The sequence below is a fragment of the Coriobacteriia bacterium genome (assembly GCA_013334745.1).
In the GTDB taxonomy this organism is placed as follows: domain Bacteria; phylum Actinomycetota; class Coriobacteriia; order Anaerosomatales; family JAAXUF01; genus JAAXWY01.
Window position 1 is genome coordinate 1 of sequence record JAAXWY010000041.1, and the last position, 21,065, is coordinate 21,065.

Here is a 21,065-nt window from a genome sequence, read left to right on the forward strand (position 1 = left end):
GGAACATGGCTGAACGACGGCCAGCGCAAACTGGCGGGCAGCGCATGCCTTGGCTGCCAGCGTGTGAGCCCCGATTCGGCGGCCAAGACGTCGCCTGACGCGCAGCCAGCCCGACCGGCGGGCTGTTCCCGGGCTCCTGCGCCAGCTGGCAACCTCAGGCGCATCGCCCGTAGGGTGCTGATCGTGCTCGTTCTCGGCGGCGCGCCATTGGCCCGCGCGGCAGGGCTGCCGCCCGCCGTCAGCCAGGCGCTCCGGGAGGCGGGCATCCCGGAGCGCTCGGTCGCTCTCTTCCTGCAGGCGGTTGATGGCGGACCGGCGCTGCTCAGCCATAACGCCCGCCAGGCGATGAACCCGGCCTCGGTGATGAAGCTGCTGACCACTTACGCTGGCCTTGAACTGCTCGGGCCGGCGCATACCTGGCGCAGTGAGGCGCTCGCCGACACCAGCCCGGCCAGCGGTCGGCTCGACGGCAACCTTTACCTGCGCGGCAGTGGCGATCCCAAGCTGGGTCTCGAACAGTTCTGGCTGCTGCTGCGCCAACTGCGCGGCCGTGGACTGAGCGAAATTGGCGGCGACCTGGTTCTTGACCGGAGCGCTTTCGCGCTGCCGCCGCACGATCCGGGCGAGTTCGACAACGAGCCCCTGCGGCCGTACAACGCGGGCCCCGATGCGCTGCTGCCAGACATCGTGGAACTCCGAGCGTTCGGCGAGGCATGGCCCGTCGAGTACCGCGTGAGCAGCGCATCGGGGTGCCAGGCCCGTCTCGCCGGCGGGATGCTCGTGGTGGTCGGGGACATCGACGACGGCGAGGCGTGCCTGGCGGCGCTCTCGCGCTGGCTGGACCGCGTGGCGCGCGAGCGACTGCTGCCGCTGCTCGCCGACGTGGCGGCCGAAGTCGGCCTCGGCTACGAGAGCGCCCGCGTCCGCCACGTCCGCTCGCGGTGGGGGTCGTGCTCGGCGAAGCGGACGATCTCGCTCAACCGAGCGCTGGTGTTCATGCCGCCGCATCTCGTGGGCGCGCTCATGCTGCACGAACTCGCGCACACGCTCGTGATGAACCACTCGCCGAAGTTCCACGCGACGTTGGCGACGCTCGACCCATGTGCAGAGGAGCATCGCAGGCAGCTCAAGGACGCCGGGCGCTTCCTCCCGCCGTGGGCAGAGCTATAGTCAGCGTATGGAGCTGCTGCGCGACATATGGGGCGTGATCCTCGAGACGTTCGCTCGCTTCGACGAGGACGGAATACCTCGAATCTCAGCGGCTATGTCGTACTACCTGCTGCTCGCACTCGCGCCGCTGCTGCTCGCACTCAACGCGATTCTCGGCCTGGCCGGGGGCAAGATTGCGCTTGGCAGCGCGGGCTCCAACGTGGCGGACGCCAGCGCGGTGGCGGCCACCGCATACGCGCAGGTCACGGCGTGGGCGGGCTCGTATGCGCCGTACGTCACAGCGCTGATAGTGCTGGTTGGATCGGTGAGCGTCTTTGGCCAGTTCGTGGGTGCGCTGCAGGTCATCTGGAAGACGCCGCCGCATCGCACCCCGATCCGCGCCTTCCTGCATCACCACGGATTGTCGCTCGCCTTACTGGTCGTGGCGGCGTTGGCGCTGGTGGTGGCCATCGTTCTCGGCGGGCTCATCCTGGTGTTCGGCTCGGCGGCACTGTCCTACGCGCAGGGCATGGGCGTCGCGATCTCCGGCGTCGCGCTCGTGCTCATCGCTCGCGGCGTCTTCGCTTTCGTGATCGCCGCGCTGCTGTTCGCGGTTGCGTTCACGGTCGTTCCTGACCGTCGTATCAAGTGGCGCGATGCGCTTCCGGGCGCGCTGGTGACCGCGGTTCTGTTCATGGTCGGTGAACTCTGGCTGTCCTACTATCTGAGTGCGACCAAGCAGTTCAGCGTGTTTGGGACGTTCCAGTTCTTCGTGGTGCTGATCGTGTGGATCTACTACTCGGCGCTGGTAACGTTGTGGGGGGCAGAGCTCACGCGGCTGCTCGTGCTGCGGGCCGAGGCGGCACGGGTCGAACCGCGACAAACGCAGGGGGATGGGTAGTGGAAGTCGAGCTGTTCAATCTGCTGGCTGTCAGCGGCGTTGCGTTTGCAGTGCCGCTCGTCATCGGCTTCTTCCCCAAGTTGCGTGTGCCCTCGATTGCGATCGAGATTGTGGCCGGCATCATCCTCGGACCTATGGTCTTGGATTGGATCCACCCCGACGTGACGATCAACGTGTTCAGTGCTGTCGGTGTGGCGTTTCTGCTCTTCCTCGCCGGACTCGAACTCGACCTCGATGTGCTCAAGGGCGCTCCCATGAAGCTCGGGGCGGCATCGTTCTTCCTGTCCTTTGCGATCGCGCTCGCCGTGCTGACCGTGGTGGGCCGCACAGGTTTTGTCCTCTCGCCTCTGCTGGTGGCAATCGCGTTATCGGCGACCTCGGTCGGAATCGTCATTCCCGTGCTCCGCGATACCGGTGAGCTGGACTCATCGGTTGGGAAGTTCGTCTTGGGTGGTGGAGCCGTGGCCGAGTTCGGCACCATCGCACTGCTGGGCGTGTTCTTCGCGCGGGAGAACGCGTCTTCGATTGTCGAGACGGGACTGCTGCTCGTCGTCGCAGTACTTGCCGTCGGGCTGCTGTGGTTGCTGCGGTATGCGACCCGGTGGCAGCCGGCCAGACCAATCCTCGATCGGCTCGACAACTCATCTGCCCAGATTCGCGTGCGGCTCGCCCTGCTCGTACTGCTCGCCTCCGCGGTCCTTGCGACCACATTCGGGTTCGAGGCGATTCTCGGGACGTTCCTCGCGGGCATCGTGTTTGGGATCGTCATCAAGGGCGACCAGTTCGAAGAGCGGCTACGACACAAGCTGGAGGCGATCGGGTTCGGCTTCTTCGTTCCGGTGTTCTTCGTGTCGAGCGGACTGCGACTCGATCTGAGTAAAGCGGCCGATCCGACCGAGCTGCTGCGGGTCGCGTTCTTCCTCCTCATGCTGCTCGCGGTACGCGGGCTTCCGGCGATGGTGTACCGCCGTCACCTGTCATGGCGCGAGACCGCGGGCGCCGGACTTCTCCAGGCGACCAACCTCTCATTCATCGTCGTGGCGGTTACGGTGGGAGGCGAAATCGGGATTGTGCGTCCGGTCAACGGCGCAGCGCTGGTCATCGCGGGCCTGATCTCCGCACTCGTCTTTCCGGTCGCAGCTCAACGAGTGCTGTCATCGGGCGGCGCGGTGTCGCATGACGTGGATTCCGAAGAGTCGCATGCGCAACGCGTCGAGGAGCGCATGTAGGATGATGGGTCGCAGGTTCAAGAGCGAGTACGCGAAGGGTGTCCGATGAAGAAGCCAACCGAGAAGGTACGCCGCGTACTTGCTATCGCTGGGTGGGTTGCAGGCGTCCTGCTGGTGATCGTCGCAGCCCTTACGGCGCTGCTCGTGTTGGGCCTGAGGGTCAACGCTCCCGGCTCGAACCCTCAGCCAACGGCGACCTACGAAGCTGCGCTTGCGCGGGTCGATGCACTGAAGGCGCGCGATGGCGATGGCATCATCCGACCGACCATTTTCATAGGCCAGGGGAGCAAGGTGACCACGGCGGTGGTCATCTTCCACGGCTTCACCAACAATCCCGAACAGTTCGAACGGATCGGGAAGGTCTACGCCGATGCCGGCTACAACGTCTTGATCCCGCGACTCCCCGAGCATGGGGAGGGCAACCTGATGACCAGCGATCTCTCCAAGATCACGACCGAGCGGCTGGCGGCGGCTGCTGATGAGGCGATCGACATCGGAGCGGGCCTTGGAGACCGGGTCGAGGTCGTGGGGCTCTCGGGCGGCGGTACGCTTGCGGCCTGGTCGGCCCGTCAACGCAATGAGGTGACCGGCGTCGTGGTGATGTCGCCACTGTTCGGCATCAAGATACTTCCGGGCTTTCTCGTCAAGCCGATCGTTGCGTGGAGTCGTGTGCTGCCCGACTTCTATCAGTGGTGGGATCCACTACTCAGGGAGAAGCACCTGCCGGCAGATGCGTACCCCCGGTACTCGATCAAGTCCATCGGGTCGTTCTTCGACGTCGGGTACGGGCTCGCGCAAGCCGCCCCGCGGCAGCGTCCCCTGGAACGAGCGGTACTGATCACCAACGCTGCCGACATGTCGATCGACGCACGCGCCGCCAAGAGGGTCTTCGAGAACCAACTGCAGTCGATAGCGGCTACGTCGACGGCGTTCGAGTTCCCTGCTCAGGATGGCTATGCACACGACCTCGTCGACCCCGAGGGACTCAACGAGGCGAGCATCGATGCCATCTACTCGCAGCTCTACCCGCTCCTGGGGGTCGAGCAGCCCGTCAAGTGACGCGGTCCCACCTCGCTGCTACACTATCCGCTCACGCTTGGGGTACCTGCCGGTTTCGTCGTACCCCGAAACATCGGAATGTCCGGGTGGTGACGCCTGTCTTGTGGCTCACACCGCTTCGCGAGGGGATAGCACGGGTGACCGAGCACACGAAGATATGGGAGATGCCGGTCGAGAGCCATCTCGGCGAGCGCCAGATCAAACTCGATGACACGACTCTGAGAGACGGCGAGCAGACCGCAGGCGTCGTGTTCACGAACGCCGAGAAGGTTCAGATAGCCCGCTACCTCGATGAGATCGGCGTCCACCAGATCGAAGCCGGCATCCCGGTCATGGGTGGGGACGAGCGCGAGGTCGTCGAGGAGATCGCGCACCTCGGCCTCAAGGCATCCGTTCTCGGCTGGAACAGGGCGAGCATCTCTGACATCCAGTCATCGATCGACTGCGGCGTGGATGCGGTCGCCATCTCGTTGGCGACGAGCGACATCCACATCCAGACGAAGCTCATGAAGGATCGCGCCTGGGTCCTGAACTCGATTCGCGAGGCCACCGCGTTCGCGAAGAGCCACGGCGTCTACGTCTCGGTGAACGCCGAGGACGCGAGCCGCACGGAACTGCCGTTCTTGCTCGAGTACGCGGCCGCTGCCAAGGCCGAAGGTGCCGATCGACTTCGCTTCTGCGACACCATCGGAATCATGGAGCCGCTGACCACGTATCAGGTCGTCAAGGAGCTCGTGGAGCACACGGGGCTCGAGGTCGAGATGCACACGCACAACGACTTCGGGATGGCGACGGCGAACGCGATCGCGGGCATTCACGCCGGAGCGACCTGGGTCAATGTCACGCTCGGCGGCCTCGGGGAGCGTGCGGGCAACGCCGCACTCGAGCAGGTAGTGATGGCTCTCAAGTACATCGAGGGGCTCAACATCGGCATCGAGACGGAGCGCTTCCGCGAGATCGTCGACTACACGATGCTTGCCGCAGGGCGTACCATTCCGGCGTGGAAGCCGGTCGTGGGTAGTAATATGTTCGCGCACGAAAGCGGCATCCACGCCGACGGCGTCATCAAGAACCCCAAGACCTACGAGATCTTCACTCCCGAGGAGGTCGGTCTCGAGCGTCAGATCGTCGTGGGCAAGCACTCGGGCTCACGAACGGTCGAGATGAAGTTCGGTGAGTACGGCATTGAGATCTCTCGGGAGGACGCCGCAGCGATACTGCCGACGATTCGTCGCCAGACGGTGGAGCTGCACCGCCCGCTGTTCGACAAGGAGCTCGTTGAAATCTATTCGAAGTACCAGGCCGACAAGGCCACACGCGTAGTCGCCGACTAGGAGGCTGATTCCACTGCCCGGAAAGACCATCGCCGAGAAGATCTTCTCGGCACACTCAGGAACCGACGCACACGCCGGTGACATCGTCATCGCCGATGTGGACTTCGTGATGGGCCAGGACGGCACCTCGCCGCTGGCCATCAGGGCGCTCGAGCGCATGGGCGTCACCGAGGTCTTCGACCCCAAGAAGGTCGCGGTCGTCATGGACCACAGCTCGCCGTCGCCCATCGAGGGCGTCAGCGCGTTGCACACGATGATGCGCGAGTTCGGCAAGCAGACCGGCGCGACCGTCTACGACGTGGGCGAGGGCGTGTGTCACCAGCTCATCCCCGAGAAGGGCCACGTTGTCGCAGGCGACCTCATGGTCGGGTGCGACTCGCACACGTGCACCTACGGCGCGATCAACGTGTTCTCGACCGGCGTCGGCTCCACCGACGGCGCCGCTGCGATGGCTTCGGGCAAGCTGTGGTTCAAGGTGCCCGATACCCTGCGCGTCGACTACAACGGCGAGCTCAAGCCCGGCGTGTTCTCGAAGGACCTCATCCTCTATCTCGCCGGTCAGATCGGCGCCGATGGTGCGACCTACGAGGCCATCGAGTTCCACGGCCCGGTCATCGATGCGCTGTCGGTCGAGGCCCGCATGACCATCAGCAACATGGCCATCGAGGTCGGCGCCAAGGCGGGCCTTATGGATGCCGACGACAAGACGCTCGCGTGGTTCGAGGGTCGCGGCGAGAAGACGCCGACCGCTCAGAACGCCGACGCCGACGCGGTGTACGCTCGCACGCTTGAGTTCGACACGAGCGCCATCGGGCCGCAGATCGCCAAGCCGCATGCAGTCGACAACGTCTCGCCGATCGAGGAGCTCGAGGGCACCCCGATCGCCGAAGGCGTGCTCGGCACCTGCACAAACGGCCGTCTCGAGGACTTCGCGATCGCCGCGAGCATCCTCAAGGGCCGTCGCGTCCACCCGGACGTGCGCTTCATCGTCGCGCCTGCGTCGCGCCAGATCCTGCTCGACGCCATCGAGGCCGGCTACATCCAGACGCTGGTCGAGGCCGGCGCCGCGCTGGTCACCCCAGGCTGCGGCCCGTGTGTCGGCACCCACAACGGCGTGCCGAGCGACGGCGAGAACGTCATCTCGACGGCCAACCGCAACTTCAAGGGCCGCATGGGCAACTCCAACAGCTTCATCTACCTGGGCAGCCCGGCCACCGTGGCCGCCTCGGTCATCGAAGGTAAGATCACCGACCCCAGGAAGTACTTCGCCGGCTAGGCGCGAAACCGCGAGGAGACATCGATGGAACTCAAGGCCAAGGCCTTCAAGTACGGCGACGACATCAACACCGACTACATCATCAGCGGCAAGTACAAGTTCAAGTCCGCTGACATGGAGGCCATGGCGCACCACGCCATGGAGGAACTCGACCCCCACTACTACGAGAAGGTCAAGCCGGAAGGCGGCTTTCTCGTGGCGGGCACCAACTTCGGCATGGGCTCGAGCCGCGAGCAGGCGCCGCTGGTGCTGATCCACTCCAACACCAAGGCGGTCATCGCCAAGACGTTCGCGCGCATCTTCTACCGCAACGCGATCAACACCGGGCTGCCGGTCATCGAGTGCGACACCGACCTCATCGACGACGGTGACGAGCTGTCCGTCGATCTGGAGAACGGCGTGCTTCTCAACCTGACCAAGGGCACCGAGATCGACTTTCCGCCCCTGCCGCCGGTCATGGCTCAGTTGCTTGCTGATGGCGGGCTCGTCGAGCACTTCAAGAAGCATGGCGGCTTCAACCTGTAGCTTCGGCGGCGTGTGAGGGTACAACCCCTTTGTAGTCCCGTCAGGACGGGGGGGCAGTCGTGCCGTACACGATCACATATCTCGAGGACGAGGCCGTGGTCTTCACCGACTACGAGCCGCCCACGTCGTTGGCCGAGCTCGAGCAGGTCGTAGCAGACAACTTCCGTATCGCCTCCGAGAAGGGCTCGTGGCTCTTCCTCGGAGACTGCACGAAGTTGCCATCCAGCGGTTCGGTGATCGACGTCTACGAGCTGGGGGAGACCCTGGATCGGATCGGTGCCGACTTCCGAATGCGCGAGGCGCTCGTGGTCACACCCGATCCTGATGAGCGCGGTGACTTCGAGTTCTTCGTCACGGTCACTACGAACCGAGGAATCGTCGTGCGCCTCTTCACCACGATGGAGGAAGCGAGGGAGTGGCTCGCTGCCGAGCGGAAAGTGCTCGGCTTCTGAGCAGGAGGGGCACCGGTGAACGGCGCGAAAACCGTTCACGGTGGCGAACTGACCACTCGCGGCGCAACCTTCATCCCGCCCTGCCGCTATTCAAGGTTAGCAGCATAACCTTCAATGGACGTCTCAGGTGCCCCCACCTGTGTCGGCGAACGGCACGAAAACCGTTCACGGTTGCGAAATGACCACTGGCCGCTCAACCTTCATCGGGCCGTACCGTTATTCAAGGTTATAGGTATAAACTTCAATGGACCGGTTAGCCTGACCACGAAATGCGAGGTGAACACCTGTGCCAAGGATGATCGACAGGCAGTGGGTCACCAGGGAACAGGGCCTTATCGGGAAGCCGAAGGAGCGTAGTTTCGACTACCAGGCCTTCGTCCCCGATCCGTTGATGGGACGCACGTTCACCTTCACCGGCGGCTGTACGGCGGACATCGCCGAGGCCGAAGCGGCGATTCGTGGGCTGGCAAGCAACGCCGTGGTGCTCGACCGGACGGACGGGCTCGCGCGGCTATTACTTCGGGCGGAGGCCCAGGCTTCGTCTCGGATTGAGGGACTGGTGGTTGGCGCGCACAAGCTCCTCCACGCAGAGGCCGCGCGTGACCTGGAAACCGGGGAGGCACCGGACTCGCTCGCCGACGAGGTGCTCGCGAATATCGACGCGATGAACCTTGCCATGGAGCTTGCCGATCTCGAGTCGACCGTCACGCTCGACACGATCCTGCGCATCCACGAGCGGGTGCTGCAATCCTCCGACCTCAAGGACCACGGCGGCAAGGTCCGTATCGGCCAGAGCTGGATCGGCGGTAACGCCTACCACCCCGGGGACGCGGCATTCGTGCCTCCGCCGCCCGAGGAGGTCCCGGCGCTGCTGACCGATCTCGCCGCGTTTTGCAATGACACGTCGCTGCCGGCGGTTGCTCAGGCGGCAATCGCTCACGCCCAGTTCGAGACGATTCACCCGTTCGTGGATGGCAACGGCAGAACAGGTCGTGCGATCACCCACGTCATGCTCAGGCGCCGCGGTCTCGCGCCGTCGTGGTGTCCGCCGGTGTCGCTGGTTCTCGCGACGATGAAGGACGAGTACATCAAGTCGCTCGACCGGTTCCACTCCGAGCTGCCCAACGATCATCCCGAGGCGGTCCAGGGAGTCGACGAGTGGGTCTCGTTCTTCGCACGCGCGTGCACCCGTTCGGTTCAAGATGCCATGCAGTTCGAGGACCGGGTGGGCGCTCTGCAGGAGGAGTGGCGTCAGCGGCTCGCTCCCGTGCGCCGCGGCTCATCGGTCGACCTACTCATCGATGCACTTCCGCGCACGGTCATCCTCACCGTCAACGAGGCCGCGCGTATTCTCGGCAGGAGCTTCACGGCCGCCAACGCCGCCATCGATGAGCTGGTGAAAGCCAAGGTGCTGCGCCAGGTTTCGATCGGGAAGCGCAACCGCGCGTTCGAGTCGCCCGAAGTCATCGCGGCGTTCACCCAGCTCGAGCGTCGGCTCGCAAGTCCGGCAGGGGATACGCACACGGCGGCGCCGGCGCGGCCTGTGCCCTGGAAGAAGAAGTAGCCGAGGAGGACCTCATGGCGAACGTAGTGCTCGTAAACGATCGGAACCGGTGGGTCTATCTCAACGTCGAGCAGGTGGTGCGAGTCTACCTGTACAGCGATGGATTGTGGGCGGTTGAGACCACAGAGGGTGGGCCTGTGGCCCGGCACTTCCTGGACAACGAGCAAGCCGGGCAGGTTCTCACTGCGATGGGCTACACGCAGCCGCCTGCTGGCTGATCTCGGAGGAGGCTTGAGGGTGATTCACGTCGCGCTGCTTCGAGGCGTCAACGTCGGAGGCAATCGCAAGGTCGAGATGAAGCGCCTCAAGACCGTGTGCGAGGCACTCGGCCTGACCGATGTGAGGACCTACATCAACTCGGGCAACGTGGTGTTTCGCAGCGGATCCACGCCCCCGGCCCCGCTCGTGGCAACCTTGGAGGCCGCGATCCTCGAGGAGTTCGGCTTCCCGGTGAAGGTGATCGTCCGAGATGCGCAGACCATCTGCTCGCTCGTTCATGAACTGCCTGCGACCTGGGTCAATGATTCGACCATGAAGTGCGACGTCATGTTTCTCGATGACGAAGTCGACGACCCCGGCATTCTGGATCGACTCATCATCAAGCCCGTGATCGACGACGTGAAGTATGCCGACGGCGCGGTGCTGTGGCGGGTGGACCGCCCCAACGTCACCCGCAGCGGGATGCTCAAGTTGATCGGCACAGAGCTGTACTCGCACATGACGGTCCGGAACTGCAACACTGTGCGCAAGGTCCACGTCATCATGCAGTCGCTGGAGCCCTCAGATGCCTGAATCCAAGACGGTCGCCGAGAAGGCGCGCATCAAGCCCGGTACCCGTATCGCGGTTCTCAACCCGGTAGTGAAGGTCGTCGACTCGCTCGGGCTGCCTGACGGATGCCCGATTGTTGCCGAGGCCGAGGCAGCCATCGTGATGCTCTTCGTGAACAACCGGGCCGAGCTCGATGCCCTGATGCCTCCCGCCGTCGAGGCGCTGCCGTCGGGGTCGGTTCTGTGGGTCTACTATCGAAAGGGCTCGAGGGCGGCCGGTCTCGACATGAGCCGTGACGACGTGTGGGCGATCGCCGAGAGGTACGCGATGCGCCCCGTGGGGCTGCTCGGCGTCGACGAAACGTGGTCGGTGTTCCGTTTCAAGCACGGCTCGGGCGCGTAGGGCCGGTCACGTGCCAAATTTGGTCTACATCGCGACAAGCATCGACGGGTTCATCGCTGACGCCGAGGGCGGTATCGACTGGCTCACCCAGATACCCAATCCTGACGGCAGCGACTACGGCTTTGCCGAGTTCATGTCGGGCGTCGACGCGGTTGTGATGGGGCGGGTCACGTTTGAGACGGTCGCGACCTTCTCGGACTGGCCATACGACAAGCCCGTGTTCGTCCTGTCTTCGACGCTTGGATCGGTGCCAGCGGAGCTTTTCGGCAGGGCAGAGATTCTCAGCGGGACGCCCGCACGCGTTGTCGAGCTGCTTCGTGCACGCGGATTCGATCGGCTCTACATCGACGGGGGTCGAACCATTCAGGGCTTTCTGGCGCAAGACCTCATCGACGAGATGACGATCACCTGGGTTCCGGTGCTCCTCGGCGGTGGCGTGGCGCTCTTTGGCGAACTCGCGCGGCCACTCTGGTTCGCGCACACGGGCAGCGAGGAGCTCGGCGCCGGGTTCACGAAGCACCACTACCGACGGGATCGGGGCTCGGCGAAGGACTAGCCTCCGGCCGCCTTCGACACCACCCGCAGCTTCGTGCCGTCCTTGCGAACCTTGCGCAGGTGAGCCGTGTAGGCACCGCCATCGCCTTCAAGCAGAACCTCGGTCGGAGGCACCTTGTAGACGCGGATCTTGCCGTCGAGGAAGTCTGAGAACGCGAGCAGGGTTCCGTCGTTCGAGACGTCGAGTGCGGTGCACTGGTTGCCTCCGACGATCGCATCAAGCGGCTTGCCGGTGCGCGTGTCGAGCAGCAGGATCGATCCCCACTCGGGACCTCTCAGGTTGTAGGACGTGGGGTTGTTGGCGCCGCGATTCGACACGAACAGAACGCGCCCGTCGGGAGAGATGTCGATGGTGTTGGGCATGTGGTCGGTCTTGGCGAAGAACTTCGTTTTGTCGGTCTTGAGGTCAGTCACCCAGATGCAGTGGTCGCCGAGGTCGCTTGTGAACAGCCGCTGGTTCTCCTCGTCGGCGACCATGTGACGCATGGCTCGACCGCTGCCGATCTTCTTGACCTTGCCTGTCTTGAGGTTACAGACCTGGATGACGCCTTTGAGCGTCTGTTCACCGAAGCATGCGATGTAGAGCTTCTTGCCATCAGCGGTGGCGTACAGGCCGCGAGGGGTGTCGGCGGTCTTGATGCGACGCAGCACCTTGCCCGACTTCAAGCTGATGACCGAGACGTCGTCGCCACTCCAGTTCGCGGCGTACAGCTTCTTCTCGTCGGGGGAGAGCAGGATGACTTTGGTCCACGAGGACTTCGTGTTGAACGTTCGCAGCAGACGGCGGGCCTTCACGTCGATCTCGTAGACGCGATGGCTCTGCATCTGACTCGCGTAGGCCCGGGTGCCCGCCCGGTTGAAGATGACCTCGACGGCGCCGTTCTTGCCGAGATTGACCTGCCCCTTCTTGGCGCCGGTCTTGGGGTCGTAGATGCCGATGGAGGGCTTCGTGACGAGCGCCGTGACCCAGACCTCGCGGTTATCCGGTGTGATCGCGAGCCCCTTGGGCGCAGGCACAGTGGTGAAGCGCTTCACCTTCTTGACCAACTGGCCGCTCTTCGAAGCCGTCCATGATGCCTCGACCGAAGCTGTCGGTGTCACCGACGCCGGTGCGGTAGTAGTGGGCTCGGCGGGCGCCGTCGTGGCGAGTTGCGTGGTGGTCACCGAGGGGGGTGTCCGATCGGAACGTCCCGCCACGAGACCCCGCACCAAGAGACCGCCGGCTGCCAGTACCAGAACCGCTGCGATCGCCGCCACGAAGAGCCGAGTGCGTGCGTATCGGCGCTCGCGCTCACGCCGCGCTGCGGCGCGCGCGTCGGTACGGCTCCTCGGGGGACGCCTCGGTTTCTGGCTCTCGGGTTCTGTGACCATCTCGCGGCCAATCTCGGGCAGTGGCGACTCTTTGCGCAACGGTATCGCATCGGCGGGCTGATGGCACACGGGCGCGCTTGCGGTGTGGTGGGCGTCCGCCTGCATGCTCTATGGTGGGAGAGTCAGGCGCGCAGTGCTGCGCGGCGCAGGGGAGCTCGGGGGAAGGCATGGGGGACGTCATCTCGGAGTTCACGACATCACTCGCCAAGCATCCGGACGGCTACTGGGTCACCAAGGGCGCGTCTGCGGACGTCTCATATCCCGATGACGGGCACGACATCTACTTCACCGTCGAGGATGACTCGTTCTGGTTCCGGCATCGCAACAAGGTAGTTGCCGCCGTGATCGGTCGGTTCGAGCCGCCCGGAGTGCTGTTCGATGTCGGCGGCGGTAACGGGCACGCAGCCGCAGCGCTGCAGGCGGCCGGTCGCGAGGTCGTGCTCGTTGAGCCGATGGCCGAGGGAGCACGCAACGCGCGGGCGCGCGGCGTCGAAAACGTCATCTGCGCCACGCTGGCCGAGGCCGGTTTGGCCGATGGTTCGCTGCCGGCGGTCGGCCTCTTCGACGTGCTTGAGCATCTCGAGGATGACGCAGGGTTGCTGAGTCGCGTGCGCGAGAAGATGCGCGACGATGGTCGGCTCTACGTTGCCGTCCCCTCGTATCCGGGCCTGTGGTCCGCCGAGGACGCGTTCATCGGCCATTACCGCCGCTACACCGCGCGCTCACTGAATGCCGTGCTCGAGTCATCGGGCTTCGAAGTCGAGTACCGGTCCTACTTCTTCTGGGCGCTGCCCGTCCCGATCCTGGTCAGTCGCACGATTCCCACCGCGCTGGGGCTGCGTGGCTCCCCCTCACAGGGCACCACCGCACGCGACCATGCGGTCGGCGGAGGTGTGGCGGCGCGTGCCGCCGAGCGGATGCTCGCAGCCGAGCTGCCCGCCATTCGAGCTGGCCGGAGTGTGCCGTTTGGCGGAAGCTGCCTGGCGGTGGCTCGTCCGAAGGGAGCGTCTCGCCGATGAGATCGGTCCACGACAACCGCGTCATCGGCTTCGAAGTCGATGGCCGAGCGCGCCGGATCGTGCTTCACACGGTCTACGAGGAAGCCGCGACCGTCGAGTCCACAGACGTGGTGTTCGAGGGCATCCTCGCGTATCACCTCGCGGGAGACAATCTCGAAGCAAACATCCTCCTCGATGTAGAGGAGTGGGCGGTCGAGGAACTACTCGGCGAGCAGGCAGGTCTGTTCGAGGCGGGCCGCAAGCACGGTTGGCCCGGGGTATGGAACACCTCCGATGAGGCCTTGCGATCGCGCATCGTCGAGTCGGGTGCCCGGGCGTTTCGCATCTCGCCGTCGTTCGGGTTGGACGGGTGGGTGCTAGCGGCGAGTTGTGAGTTCATCGCAGTGGAGGCGCTCGTCGACCAGTAGCGGTCCGAGTCCCTTCGGCCGATGGTAGAGTGAGCGGTGAGTCCGCATCGTTTGCGCGGCGTTGGTTCGCGAATGATTCCAGGAGGTCACCGTGGCACCAAACATCTCTTGCACGAAGTCTGCGAAGCACGTCCTCTCGGCTCTCGCCATCGTGCTATCACTCACGGCCTTGGTCGGCTGTTCAGCCGCACCCAAGACCGATCCGGCAACCCCTGCGCCCAGCGCGTCCAAGCCGTCGGTAGCCGCAAGCACGACCGCCCCCGGTGAGGCCGAGGCGACCACCGGCGAGACCACGGCCGAAGTCACCGAGCTCAAGATCACCGACGTGTCCAAGGGCACGGGCGACAAGGTCAAGAAGGGTGACGAGGTCAGCGTTCACTACACCGGTTGGCTGACCGACGGCACCAAGTTCGACTCATCTGTCGATTCCGGTGTGCCGTTCGCGTTCGTCGTGGGCGATGGCAAGGTCATCGCGGGGTGGGACGAGGGGCTGCTCGGTATGCAGGCGGGCGGAAAGCGCGAGCTTATCGTCCCGTCAGACATGGGTTACGGACCCGGTGGGTATCCGGGAGTCATTCCGCCCAACGCAACCCTGAAGTTCGAGGTCGAGCTGCTCTCCATCAACGGCTCGTAGGCCGAGCGCCACTCCGAAAGGACGAATTCATGCGCACCACGATGGTTCTCACGCTCACCGGTCCGGACAGGGTCGGCATAGTCGAGGAGATCACAGGAGTGCTGCTTGGGCTGGGAGGCAACGTCGAGACGAGCCGTATGGTCCGGCTTGGCGGCGAGTTCGCTGTGCTCGTGGGCGTCTCGCTGCCCGCCGAGAAGGTCGCGCAGCTCGATGCGGCAGTCGCACACCTGACGGCCGAAGGCTACAAGGTCACGACCTCTGTGACCGACGCGTCCAAGGCGAGCGATCTCGAAGGGTGGGCGGCGTATCGAGTCGAGGTTCACGGCGCCGATCACGAGGGAATCGTGCACGAGATAGCTGCTGGACTGTCTCGGCAGGGGATCAGCATCGAGTCGATGGAGACCGGAACCTCAAGCGCTCCCGTCAGCGGTATCGCGCTGTTCGACCTCGACGCATTGGTTCGCGTACCGCCCGGACTCTCCGAGTCGGAGTGGATGGGCGCCCTTGACGAAGCGGGCAGCCACGCGAATGTGGATATCGAGATCGAACCGCAGTAGCACCGCACGGACGAGGGGGACGGTCGATGGCGACCGATCGTAAAGCGGCATCGAGGGCATATCGCGAAGAGCGCCGACCGGTGGGGATATTCCGGGTGCGGCTCGCGCCGGGTGGCTACGCATACCTCTCGTCGAGCGTCGACCTGCCCTCGATGGCGAACCGGCAGCGCTTTCAACTTGAGATGGGCTCTCATCCCGACAAGACGCTGCAGGCCGAGTTCAACCGGATCGGCTCGGAGGGCTACGAGTTCGAAGTGCTCGACACCCTCGAGCTGCCCGATGACCTTGCCTACAACCCCCGCGATGACCTGCGGGAACTCCTCGATATGTGGCGTGAACGGCTTGCAGCGGAGGCGGGGGCCGGAAATGCGCCCGTAGCCGAGGGGGATGAAGACGCCTAGCTCGTGCGTGGAGCGTGGCCGAGGGGCGCTTTGGCACGCATAGGCGCGAGTGGGCGACGTGAGTGGCGCGCGTCACGCCGTGAGAGGGCTGCATACGCCCCCGAGCGGCGTTAGCGCTGAAAGACGGCACCGCCTGCCGCCCCGCGGGGCAGGCCAGTCCGCACGCGGGGCGCTATACGCCGCCAAGCGAACGGGGGAAGAATCGCATAGTCAGTCCGTGTAAGGTTGGCTCCAGAAGTCCCGGGGCGTCGCAACAACGCTAGCAGGGGCTTTCGCAGTTGCCGGCACCATTCGATTCTCGAACGGAGTAGCAGCATGAAGTCTGATCTTGAGATCGCGCAGGCGCACGAGACTCGCCCCATCACCGAGATCGCCGCCGAAGTCGGGATCCTTCCCGAGGAGCTCGAGCTGTACGGCAACTACAAGGCGAAGATCAGCCTCTCGGTACTCGAACGTCTGGGTGACCGCCCGCAGGGCCGCTACATCGACGTGACCGCGATCAACCCCACGCCGCTTGGCGAGGGCAAGACCGTGACGACCGTCGGCCTGGGTCAGGCGCTGCACCACATCGGCAAGAACGTGATCACCTGCATCCGCCAGCCTTCCCTCGGTCCGGTCTTCGGCATAAAGGGTGGCGCGGCCGGCGGCGGCTACTCGCAGGTCGTTCCGATGGAGGACTTCAATCTGCACCTCACCGGTGACGTGCACGCGGTCACGATGGCGAACAACCTGCTCGCCGCCTACATCGATAACCACCTCTACCACGGCAACGCGCTCGACATCGACCCGTACTCGATCACCTGGCGTCGCGTGGTGGACCTGAACGACCGCGCGCTACGCAACACCATCGTCGGCCTGGGCAACAAGCTCGACGGCGTGCCGCGCGAGACCGGCTTCGACATCTCGGTGGCCAGCGAAGTCATGGCGATCCTGGCGCTCGCGAGTGACCTGAAGGACCTGCGCGCTCGCCTCGGCCGCATCGTCATCGGCCAGACGAAGGCGGGTGCTCCCGTCACCGCAGAAGACCTCAAGTGCGCAGGCGCGATGGCCGTGCTCATGAAGGACGCCATCAAGCCCAACCTCATGCAGAACCTCGAGGGTGGCGCGGTGCTCGTCCACGCCGGACCGTTCGCCAACATCGCGCAGGGCAACAACTCGATCATCGCCGACAAGATCGCGCTCAAGATCGCCGACTACGTGGTCACTGAGTCCGGTTTCGGTGCCGACATGGGCGCCGAGAAGTTCATGAACATCAAGTGCCGCATCTCGGGCCTCGTGCCCGACTGCGTGGTCATCGTCGCGACGATCCGAGCGCTCAAGGCTTCGTCGGGCAAGTTCGAGGTCCGTCCCGGCAAGCCGCTCGACGAGCGCCTCAAGACAGAAGACATCGAGTCGATCGCCGAGGGCATCTGCAACCTCGAGAAGCACATCGAGAACATGAAGAAGTTTGGCGTGCCGGTAGTCGTTGCGGTCAACCACTTCCCCACAGACACCGACAACGAGCACGCGTTCGTCATCGAGCGTTCGCTCGCTGCCGGTGCGGACTTCGCGGTCACCCACAAGGTGCATGCCGATGGCGGTGCCGGGGGAGCCGCACTCGCCGAGGCGTGCGTGAAAGCGTGCGAGCTGCCCAAGGAGTTCAAGCTGCTCTATCCGGACGACGCCAGCATCAAGGAGAAGATCGAGACGATCGCAACCGAGATCTACGGCGCCGACGGCGTGGACTATCTGCCCGCCGCCGAGGCCAAGATCAAGCTCTACACCGAGCAGGGCTACGACAAGCTGCCCATCTGCATGGCCAAGACGCATCTCTCGCTCTCCCACGACCCGGCGCTTAAGGGCCGGCCCACCGGCTGGCGCCTGCCGATTCGCGACATCCGCGCCACAGTTGGTGCTGGGTTCCTCTACCCGCTGTGCGGTGACATGCGCACGATGCCGGGTCTGCCCAAGGTTCCGGCAGGAGACTCCATCGACCTCGACGAGAAGGGCAACGTGGTCGGCCTGTTCTAGGCGACCGCGAAGGAAGGGTCCGTACAGATGCCGCAGGTGACATTCACACCGGAAGGGACGACTGTCGTGGTCGGGCAGGGCGAGAACCTGCTGCGTGCCGCGATGCTCGCCGATGTCCGAGTGAGTGCGAGCTGCGGCGGCGACGGGACCTGCGGCAAGTGCAAGATGGTCGTCGAGTCGGGCTCGGTCGACACGAAGGGCAGTGCCAAGCTCACCCGCGAAGAGGTCGCAGCAGGATACGTGCTGTCGTGCGTCAGCACCGTCACCGGCGATGTGACCGTGCGCGTCCCGATAGAGGCGCGTCCCGGTCAGGCTCCCGCGCGTGGAACATCGACGCGCCGCCCGAACGCGGTACTCACACCCGAAGAGCACGCCATTCGCTTGCCCAAGCACGGATCGCCCCCGCCCGTCGCCAAGCGCGTGCTGCGCATGAACGAGCCCACCGTGCAGGACAACGTCAACGACGCCACGCGCGTGCGCCAAGCGCTCAAGCGTACCCACGGCGTCGAGACCGCATCGATCACGCTGCCCGCGCTGCGCGAGCTTCCATACGCCGTGCGCGAGGGCGAGTGGGTCGTGACCGCGTTCGCGAGCGAACCGTGCGACTCGGCACCGGTCGTGACCGGCTTCCAGGCCGGCGACACGAGCGCGAGGCACTATGCCGTGGCCGTAGACGTCGGCACCACGACGGTCGAGATCGCGCTCGTCGACCTCAACACCGGCGACGTGGTCGCTTCAGCGAGTGAGTACAACGCGCAGGTGTCTCGCGGCGAGGACGTCATCAGCCGCGTGATCGCGTCGACCAAGCCCGGCGGCCTCGAGGACCTCGAGGCACTCGTCATCGGGACCATCAAGGGGCTCGTCGAGCAGGCGCTCTCGACCTCGGGGGTCTCGGCAGACGACATCGTCGCCTACTACGTCGCTGGCAACACGGTGATGTCGCACCTGCTGCTCGGCATCTCGCCCGAGTTCATCCGCACCTCGCCCTACGTTCCGGCCGCGTCAACGTTCCCGTGGATGCGCGCCGCCGACTTCGGGCTGCCGGCCGCGCGTGCGACCCGGATGTACGTGGTGCCGTGTCCCGCGAGTTGGCTCGGCGGCGACATCGTCGCAGGCCTCGTGGCCGCGGGTGTGCCGTGGACCGAGAAGCTCACGCTGTTCATCGACGTTGGCACCAACGGCGAGATCGTGCTCGGCAACAACGAGTGGCTGGTGTCGTGCTCGTGCTCGGCGGGTCCGGCGTTTGAAGGCGGCGGCATCCTGCACGGCATGCGCGCGGCCAACGGCGCCATCGAGCAAGTGCGCATCGACGACGAGACGCTCGAGCCGACCATCATGACCATCGGCGGCGTCAAGCCGCTCGGCATCTGCGGCAGCGGCCTGATCGACACGGCCGCCGAGCTGTTCATGTGCGGCGCTCTCGGCCGTGACGGCAAGTTCCGCACCGACCACAGTTCGCCCTACCTCGTCGAAGGCGAGCGCGGGCTGGAGTACGTGCTCGCGAGCGCCGAGGAGAGCGCGACGGGCAAGCGCATCGTGCTCACCGAGGTCGACGTCGAGAACCTCATGCGTGCGAAGGCCGCGATCTACTCGGGCATCGCAGTGCTGGTCGAGAGTCTCGACCTGAGCATGGACGACATCGAGGAGGTCGTGATTGCAGGCGGCTTCGGCCACTACCTCGACCTCGAGCGCGTGGTCGCGCTGGGTATGGTGCCCGAGATCGCCCCGGAGCGCTTCGTGTTCCTTGGTAATGGATCGCTGCTGGGTGCCAAGCTCGTCGCCGGCTCGCGCGAGGTCCTGCGCACTACCAAGCGCACCGCCGAGACGGTCACCTACCTCGAGCTCTCGGTCAACGCCGGGTTCATGGACAACTACACCTCGGCGCTGTTCCTCCCGCATACCAACCTGACGCTGTTCCCGCGCACCGAAGAGATCCGCGCGGCTCGGCTTTCCGAGAAGGCGGTGGTGTAGCGATGGCCTTCACGATCGCACTCGCTGGCAAGGGCGGCACCGGCAAGACCACGACGGCCGCGCTCATGGTGCGCGCGCTGCGCGAGATGGGCGCCCGTTCGGTGCTCGCTGTCGATGCCGATCCCAACGCGTGTCTGCACGAGGCGCTCGGCACCGAAGTCGAGCGCTCGGTGGGCGAGATCACCGAGCAGATGCTCGAGCACCCGGACGCCAACCCGGGCGGCATGAGCAAGGACGCCTGGCTCGAGCTCAACATCCAGCGCTACGTGGTCGAGGAGAAGGAGTACGACCTCCTGTCGATGGGCCGCCCCGAAGGCTCGGGCTGCTACTGCTATGCGAACAACCTCGTGCGCGGGTGCATCGACGACCTGCAGCGCAGCTACGAGTACGTGGTCATGGACAACGAGGCCGGCCTCGAGCACCTCTCACGTCGCACGACCCGCGACGTGAACCTGCTGCTCATAGTCTCGGATCCGAGCGTGCGTGGCATCCGTACCGCCGGCACGCTCAACCAGCTCGCCGACGAGCTCAAGATCGCCGTCGGTGCACGCTACCTCATCGTCAACCGCGGGACCGAACCGCTCGATCCCGCGCTCATCGCCGCCGCCGAGGCGACCGGCGTCCCGCTTCTCGGCGTCGTTCCCGGCGACGAGGGCGTGACGAAGGCCGACCTCATCGGAGGCGGCGTGTACGACCTATCTGACGATTCCGTGGCTCTTGCGGCGGTGCGTGACCTGCTCGCGCAGGCAATCCCCGCGCTCGACGCCACTGCGACATCCCGACTCTAGGAGGACGAGTGACTGCACGCATCATCGACGGTAAGGCGATCTCGGCGAAGCGCCGCGCGGCGGTAGCCGTGCGTGTCGCCGAGTTCAAGGCGCAGGGCGTCACGCCCGGGCTCGCGGTCGTCATCGTGGGCAACGACCCGGCCTCCGAGGTCTACGTGCGCAACAAGGTGCGTGCGTGCGAGGAGACCGGCATCTTCTCCGAGAAGATCGAGCTGCCCGACACCACCTCGCAGGCCGAGCTGCTCGGCGTGGTGCGCAGCTTGAACGAGCGCGCCGACATCCACGGCATCCTCGTGCAGTTCCCGCTGCCGGCGGGTCTCGACGAGGACGAGGTCATCGAGACGATCGCGCTGGAGAAGGACGTCGACGGCTTTCACCCGGAGAGCATCGGGCGCCTCGTGGTGGGCAAGGACACCTTCGTGTCGTGCACGCCGGCCGGGTGCATGGTGTTGCTCGAGGAGAGCGGCATCGACCTCAAGGGCAAGAACGTGGTCGTCGTGGGCCGCAGCAACAACGTCGGCAAGCCGGCGGGACTGCTCGCACTCAACCAGCACGCGACCGTGACGTTCTGCCACTCGCGCACCGCCGATCTGCCCGGTGAAGTCGGACGCGGTGACGTCGTCATCGTCGCAGTGGGTCGGCCCGAGATGGTCAAGGGCGACTGGCTCAAGCCGGGTGCGGTCGTCATCGAT

23 protein-coding genes are annotated in these 21,065 nt (G+C 65.2%); 22 read left to right on the forward strand and 1 reads right to left on the reverse strand.

The window, feature by feature from the left end:
• The first annotated feature begins 183 nt into the window (after positions 1-183).
• The 13 genes from HGB10_09625 (at position 184) to HGB10_09685 (ending at position 11,216) form a co-directional block, all read left to right on the forward strand.
• Complete coding sequence (locus HGB10_09625) at positions 184-1,170, forward strand: DUF45 domain-containing protein (protein ID NTU72061.1); 987 nt, start codon at positions 184-186, stop codon at positions 1,168-1,170.
• Between the two features lie 7 nt (positions 1,171-1,177).
• On the forward strand, positions 1,178-2,050 hold the full coding sequence (locus tag HGB10_09630) for a YihY/virulence factor BrkB family protein (GenBank protein ID NTU72062.1): 873 nt from the start codon (positions 1,178-1,180) through the stop codon (positions 2,048-2,050).
• Positions 2,050-3,279, forward strand: a complete 1,230-nt coding sequence (locus HGB10_09635; GenBank protein ID NTU72063.1) for a cation:proton antiporter — start codon at positions 2,050-2,052, stop codon at positions 3,277-3,279. Before HGB10_09630 ends, HGB10_09635 begins: the two co-directional genes overlap by 1 nt.
• 45 nt (positions 3,280-3,324) lie before the next feature.
• Positions 3,325-4,338 (forward strand): hypothetical protein, encoded by a 1,014-nt coding sequence (locus tag HGB10_09640; protein ID NTU72064.1) that lies wholly within the window; start codon positions 3,325-3,327, stop codon positions 4,336-4,338.
• 164 nt (positions 4,339-4,502) lie between these two features.
• Positions 4,503-5,672 (forward strand): homocitrate synthase, encoded by a 1,170-nt coding sequence (gene nifV / locus HGB10_09645; GenBank protein NTU72065.1) that lies wholly within the window; start codon positions 4,503-4,505, stop codon positions 5,670-5,672.
• Positions 5,673-5,676: 4 nt separating this feature from the next.
• Entirely contained in the window at positions 5,677-6,948 is a 1,272-nt protein-coding gene (locus HGB10_09650; GenBank protein ID NTU72066.1) for a 3-isopropylmalate dehydratase large subunit, read from the forward strand.
• A gap of 24 nt (positions 6,949-6,972) precedes the next feature.
• Positions 6,973-7,473, forward strand: a complete 501-nt coding sequence (locus tag HGB10_09655) for a 3-isopropylmalate dehydratase small subunit (protein NTU72067.1) — start codon at positions 6,973-6,975, stop codon at positions 7,471-7,473.
• 59 nt (positions 7,474-7,532) lie between these two features.
• Positions 7,533-7,925, forward strand: coding sequence for a hypothetical protein (locus tag HGB10_09660; protein ID NTU72068.1), 393 nt, complete (start codon positions 7,533-7,535; stop codon positions 7,923-7,925).
• A gap of 295 nt (positions 7,926-8,220) precedes the next feature.
• The gene (locus HGB10_09665) at positions 8,221-9,489 is read left to right on the forward strand and encodes a Fic family protein (protein ID NTU72069.1); all 1,269 of its coding nucleotides are present in this window, start codon (positions 8,221-8,223) and stop codon (positions 9,487-9,489) included.
• A gap of 14 nt (positions 9,490-9,503) precedes the next feature.
• Positions 9,504-9,707, forward strand: a complete 204-nt coding sequence (locus HGB10_09670; protein NTU72070.1) for a hypothetical protein — start codon at positions 9,504-9,506, stop codon at positions 9,705-9,707.
• Between the two features lie 19 nt (positions 9,708-9,726).
• Positions 9,727-10,281, forward strand: a complete 555-nt coding sequence (locus HGB10_09675) for a DUF1697 domain-containing protein (protein NTU72071.1) — start codon at positions 9,727-9,729, stop codon at positions 10,279-10,281.
• Positions 10,274-10,660, forward strand: coding sequence for a hypothetical protein (locus tag HGB10_09680; protein NTU72072.1), 387 nt, complete (start codon positions 10,274-10,276; stop codon positions 10,658-10,660). The genes HGB10_09675 and HGB10_09680 overlap by 8 nt, the downstream gene beginning before the upstream one ends.
• A 10-nt stretch (positions 10,661-10,670) precedes the next feature.
• A complete protein-coding gene (locus HGB10_09685; protein NTU72073.1) occupies positions 10,671-11,216 on the forward strand; it encodes a dihydrofolate reductase in 546 nt (181 codons plus the stop codon).
• On the opposite strand, the gene HGB10_09690 is transcribed toward HGB10_09685, so the two are convergent.
• Positions 11,213-12,691, reverse strand: coding sequence for a YncE family protein (locus HGB10_09690; protein ID NTU72074.1), 1,479 nt, complete (start codon positions 12,689-12,691; stop codon positions 11,213-11,215). The two genes, HGB10_09685 and HGB10_09690, sit on opposite strands and share 4 nt — an antisense overlap.
• Before the next feature lie 62 nt (positions 12,692-12,753).
• Between HGB10_09690 and HGB10_09695 the strand changes: the two genes are divergently transcribed.
• The 9 genes from HGB10_09695 to HGB10_09735 all read left to right on the forward strand — a co-directional run.
• Positions 12,754-13,605: a class I SAM-dependent methyltransferase gene (locus tag HGB10_09695; GenBank protein ID NTU72075.1), complete on the forward strand. Its 852-nt coding sequence runs from the start codon at positions 12,754-12,756 to the stop codon at positions 13,603-13,605.
• Positions 13,602-14,012: a hypothetical protein gene (locus tag HGB10_09700; protein ID NTU72076.1), complete on the forward strand. Its 411-nt coding sequence runs from the start codon at positions 13,602-13,604 to the stop codon at positions 14,010-14,012. The genes HGB10_09695 and HGB10_09700 overlap by 4 nt, the downstream gene beginning before the upstream one ends.
• Positions 14,013-14,181: 169 nt before the next feature.
• Complete coding sequence (locus HGB10_09705; protein ID NTU72077.1) at positions 14,182-14,646, forward strand: FKBP-type peptidyl-prolyl cis-trans isomerase; 465 nt, start codon at positions 14,182-14,184, stop codon at positions 14,644-14,646.
• A gap of 29 nt (positions 14,647-14,675) precedes the next feature.
• Positions 14,676-15,203 carry a transcriptional regulator gene (locus tag HGB10_09710; GenBank protein ID NTU72078.1) on the forward strand — a complete coding sequence of 176 codons (528 nt, stop codon included), beginning with the start codon at positions 14,676-14,678 and terminating at the stop codon, positions 15,201-15,203.
• 26 nt (positions 15,204-15,229) lie between these two features.
• On the forward strand, positions 15,230-15,604 hold the full coding sequence (locus tag HGB10_09715) for a GIY-YIG nuclease family protein (GenBank protein ID NTU72079.1): 375 nt from the start codon (positions 15,230-15,232) through the stop codon (positions 15,602-15,604).
• Between the two features lie 315 nt (positions 15,605-15,919).
• Positions 15,920-17,614 carry a formate--tetrahydrofolate ligase gene (locus HGB10_09720; GenBank protein ID NTU72080.1) on the forward strand — a complete coding sequence of 565 codons (1,695 nt, stop codon included), beginning with the start codon at positions 15,920-15,922 and terminating at the stop codon, positions 17,612-17,614.
• A 27-nt stretch (positions 17,615-17,641) separates the two neighbouring features.
• Positions 17,642-19,585: a DUF4445 domain-containing protein gene (locus HGB10_09725; protein ID NTU72081.1), complete on the forward strand. Its 1,944-nt coding sequence runs from the start codon at positions 17,642-17,644 to the stop codon at positions 19,583-19,585.
• A gap of 2 nt (positions 19,586-19,587) precedes the next feature.
• The gene (locus HGB10_09730; protein ID NTU72082.1) at positions 19,588-20,373 is read left to right on the forward strand and encodes an AAA family ATPase; all 786 of its coding nucleotides are present in this window, start codon (positions 19,588-19,590) and stop codon (positions 20,371-20,373) included.
• Between the two features lie 8 nt (positions 20,374-20,381).
• Positions 20,382-21,065 (forward strand): bifunctional 5,10-methylene-tetrahydrofolate dehydrogenase/5,10-methylene-tetrahydrofolate cyclohydrolase (locus tag HGB10_09735; protein ID NTU72083.1); only part of this gene is annotated, 684 nt, incomplete at its 3' end.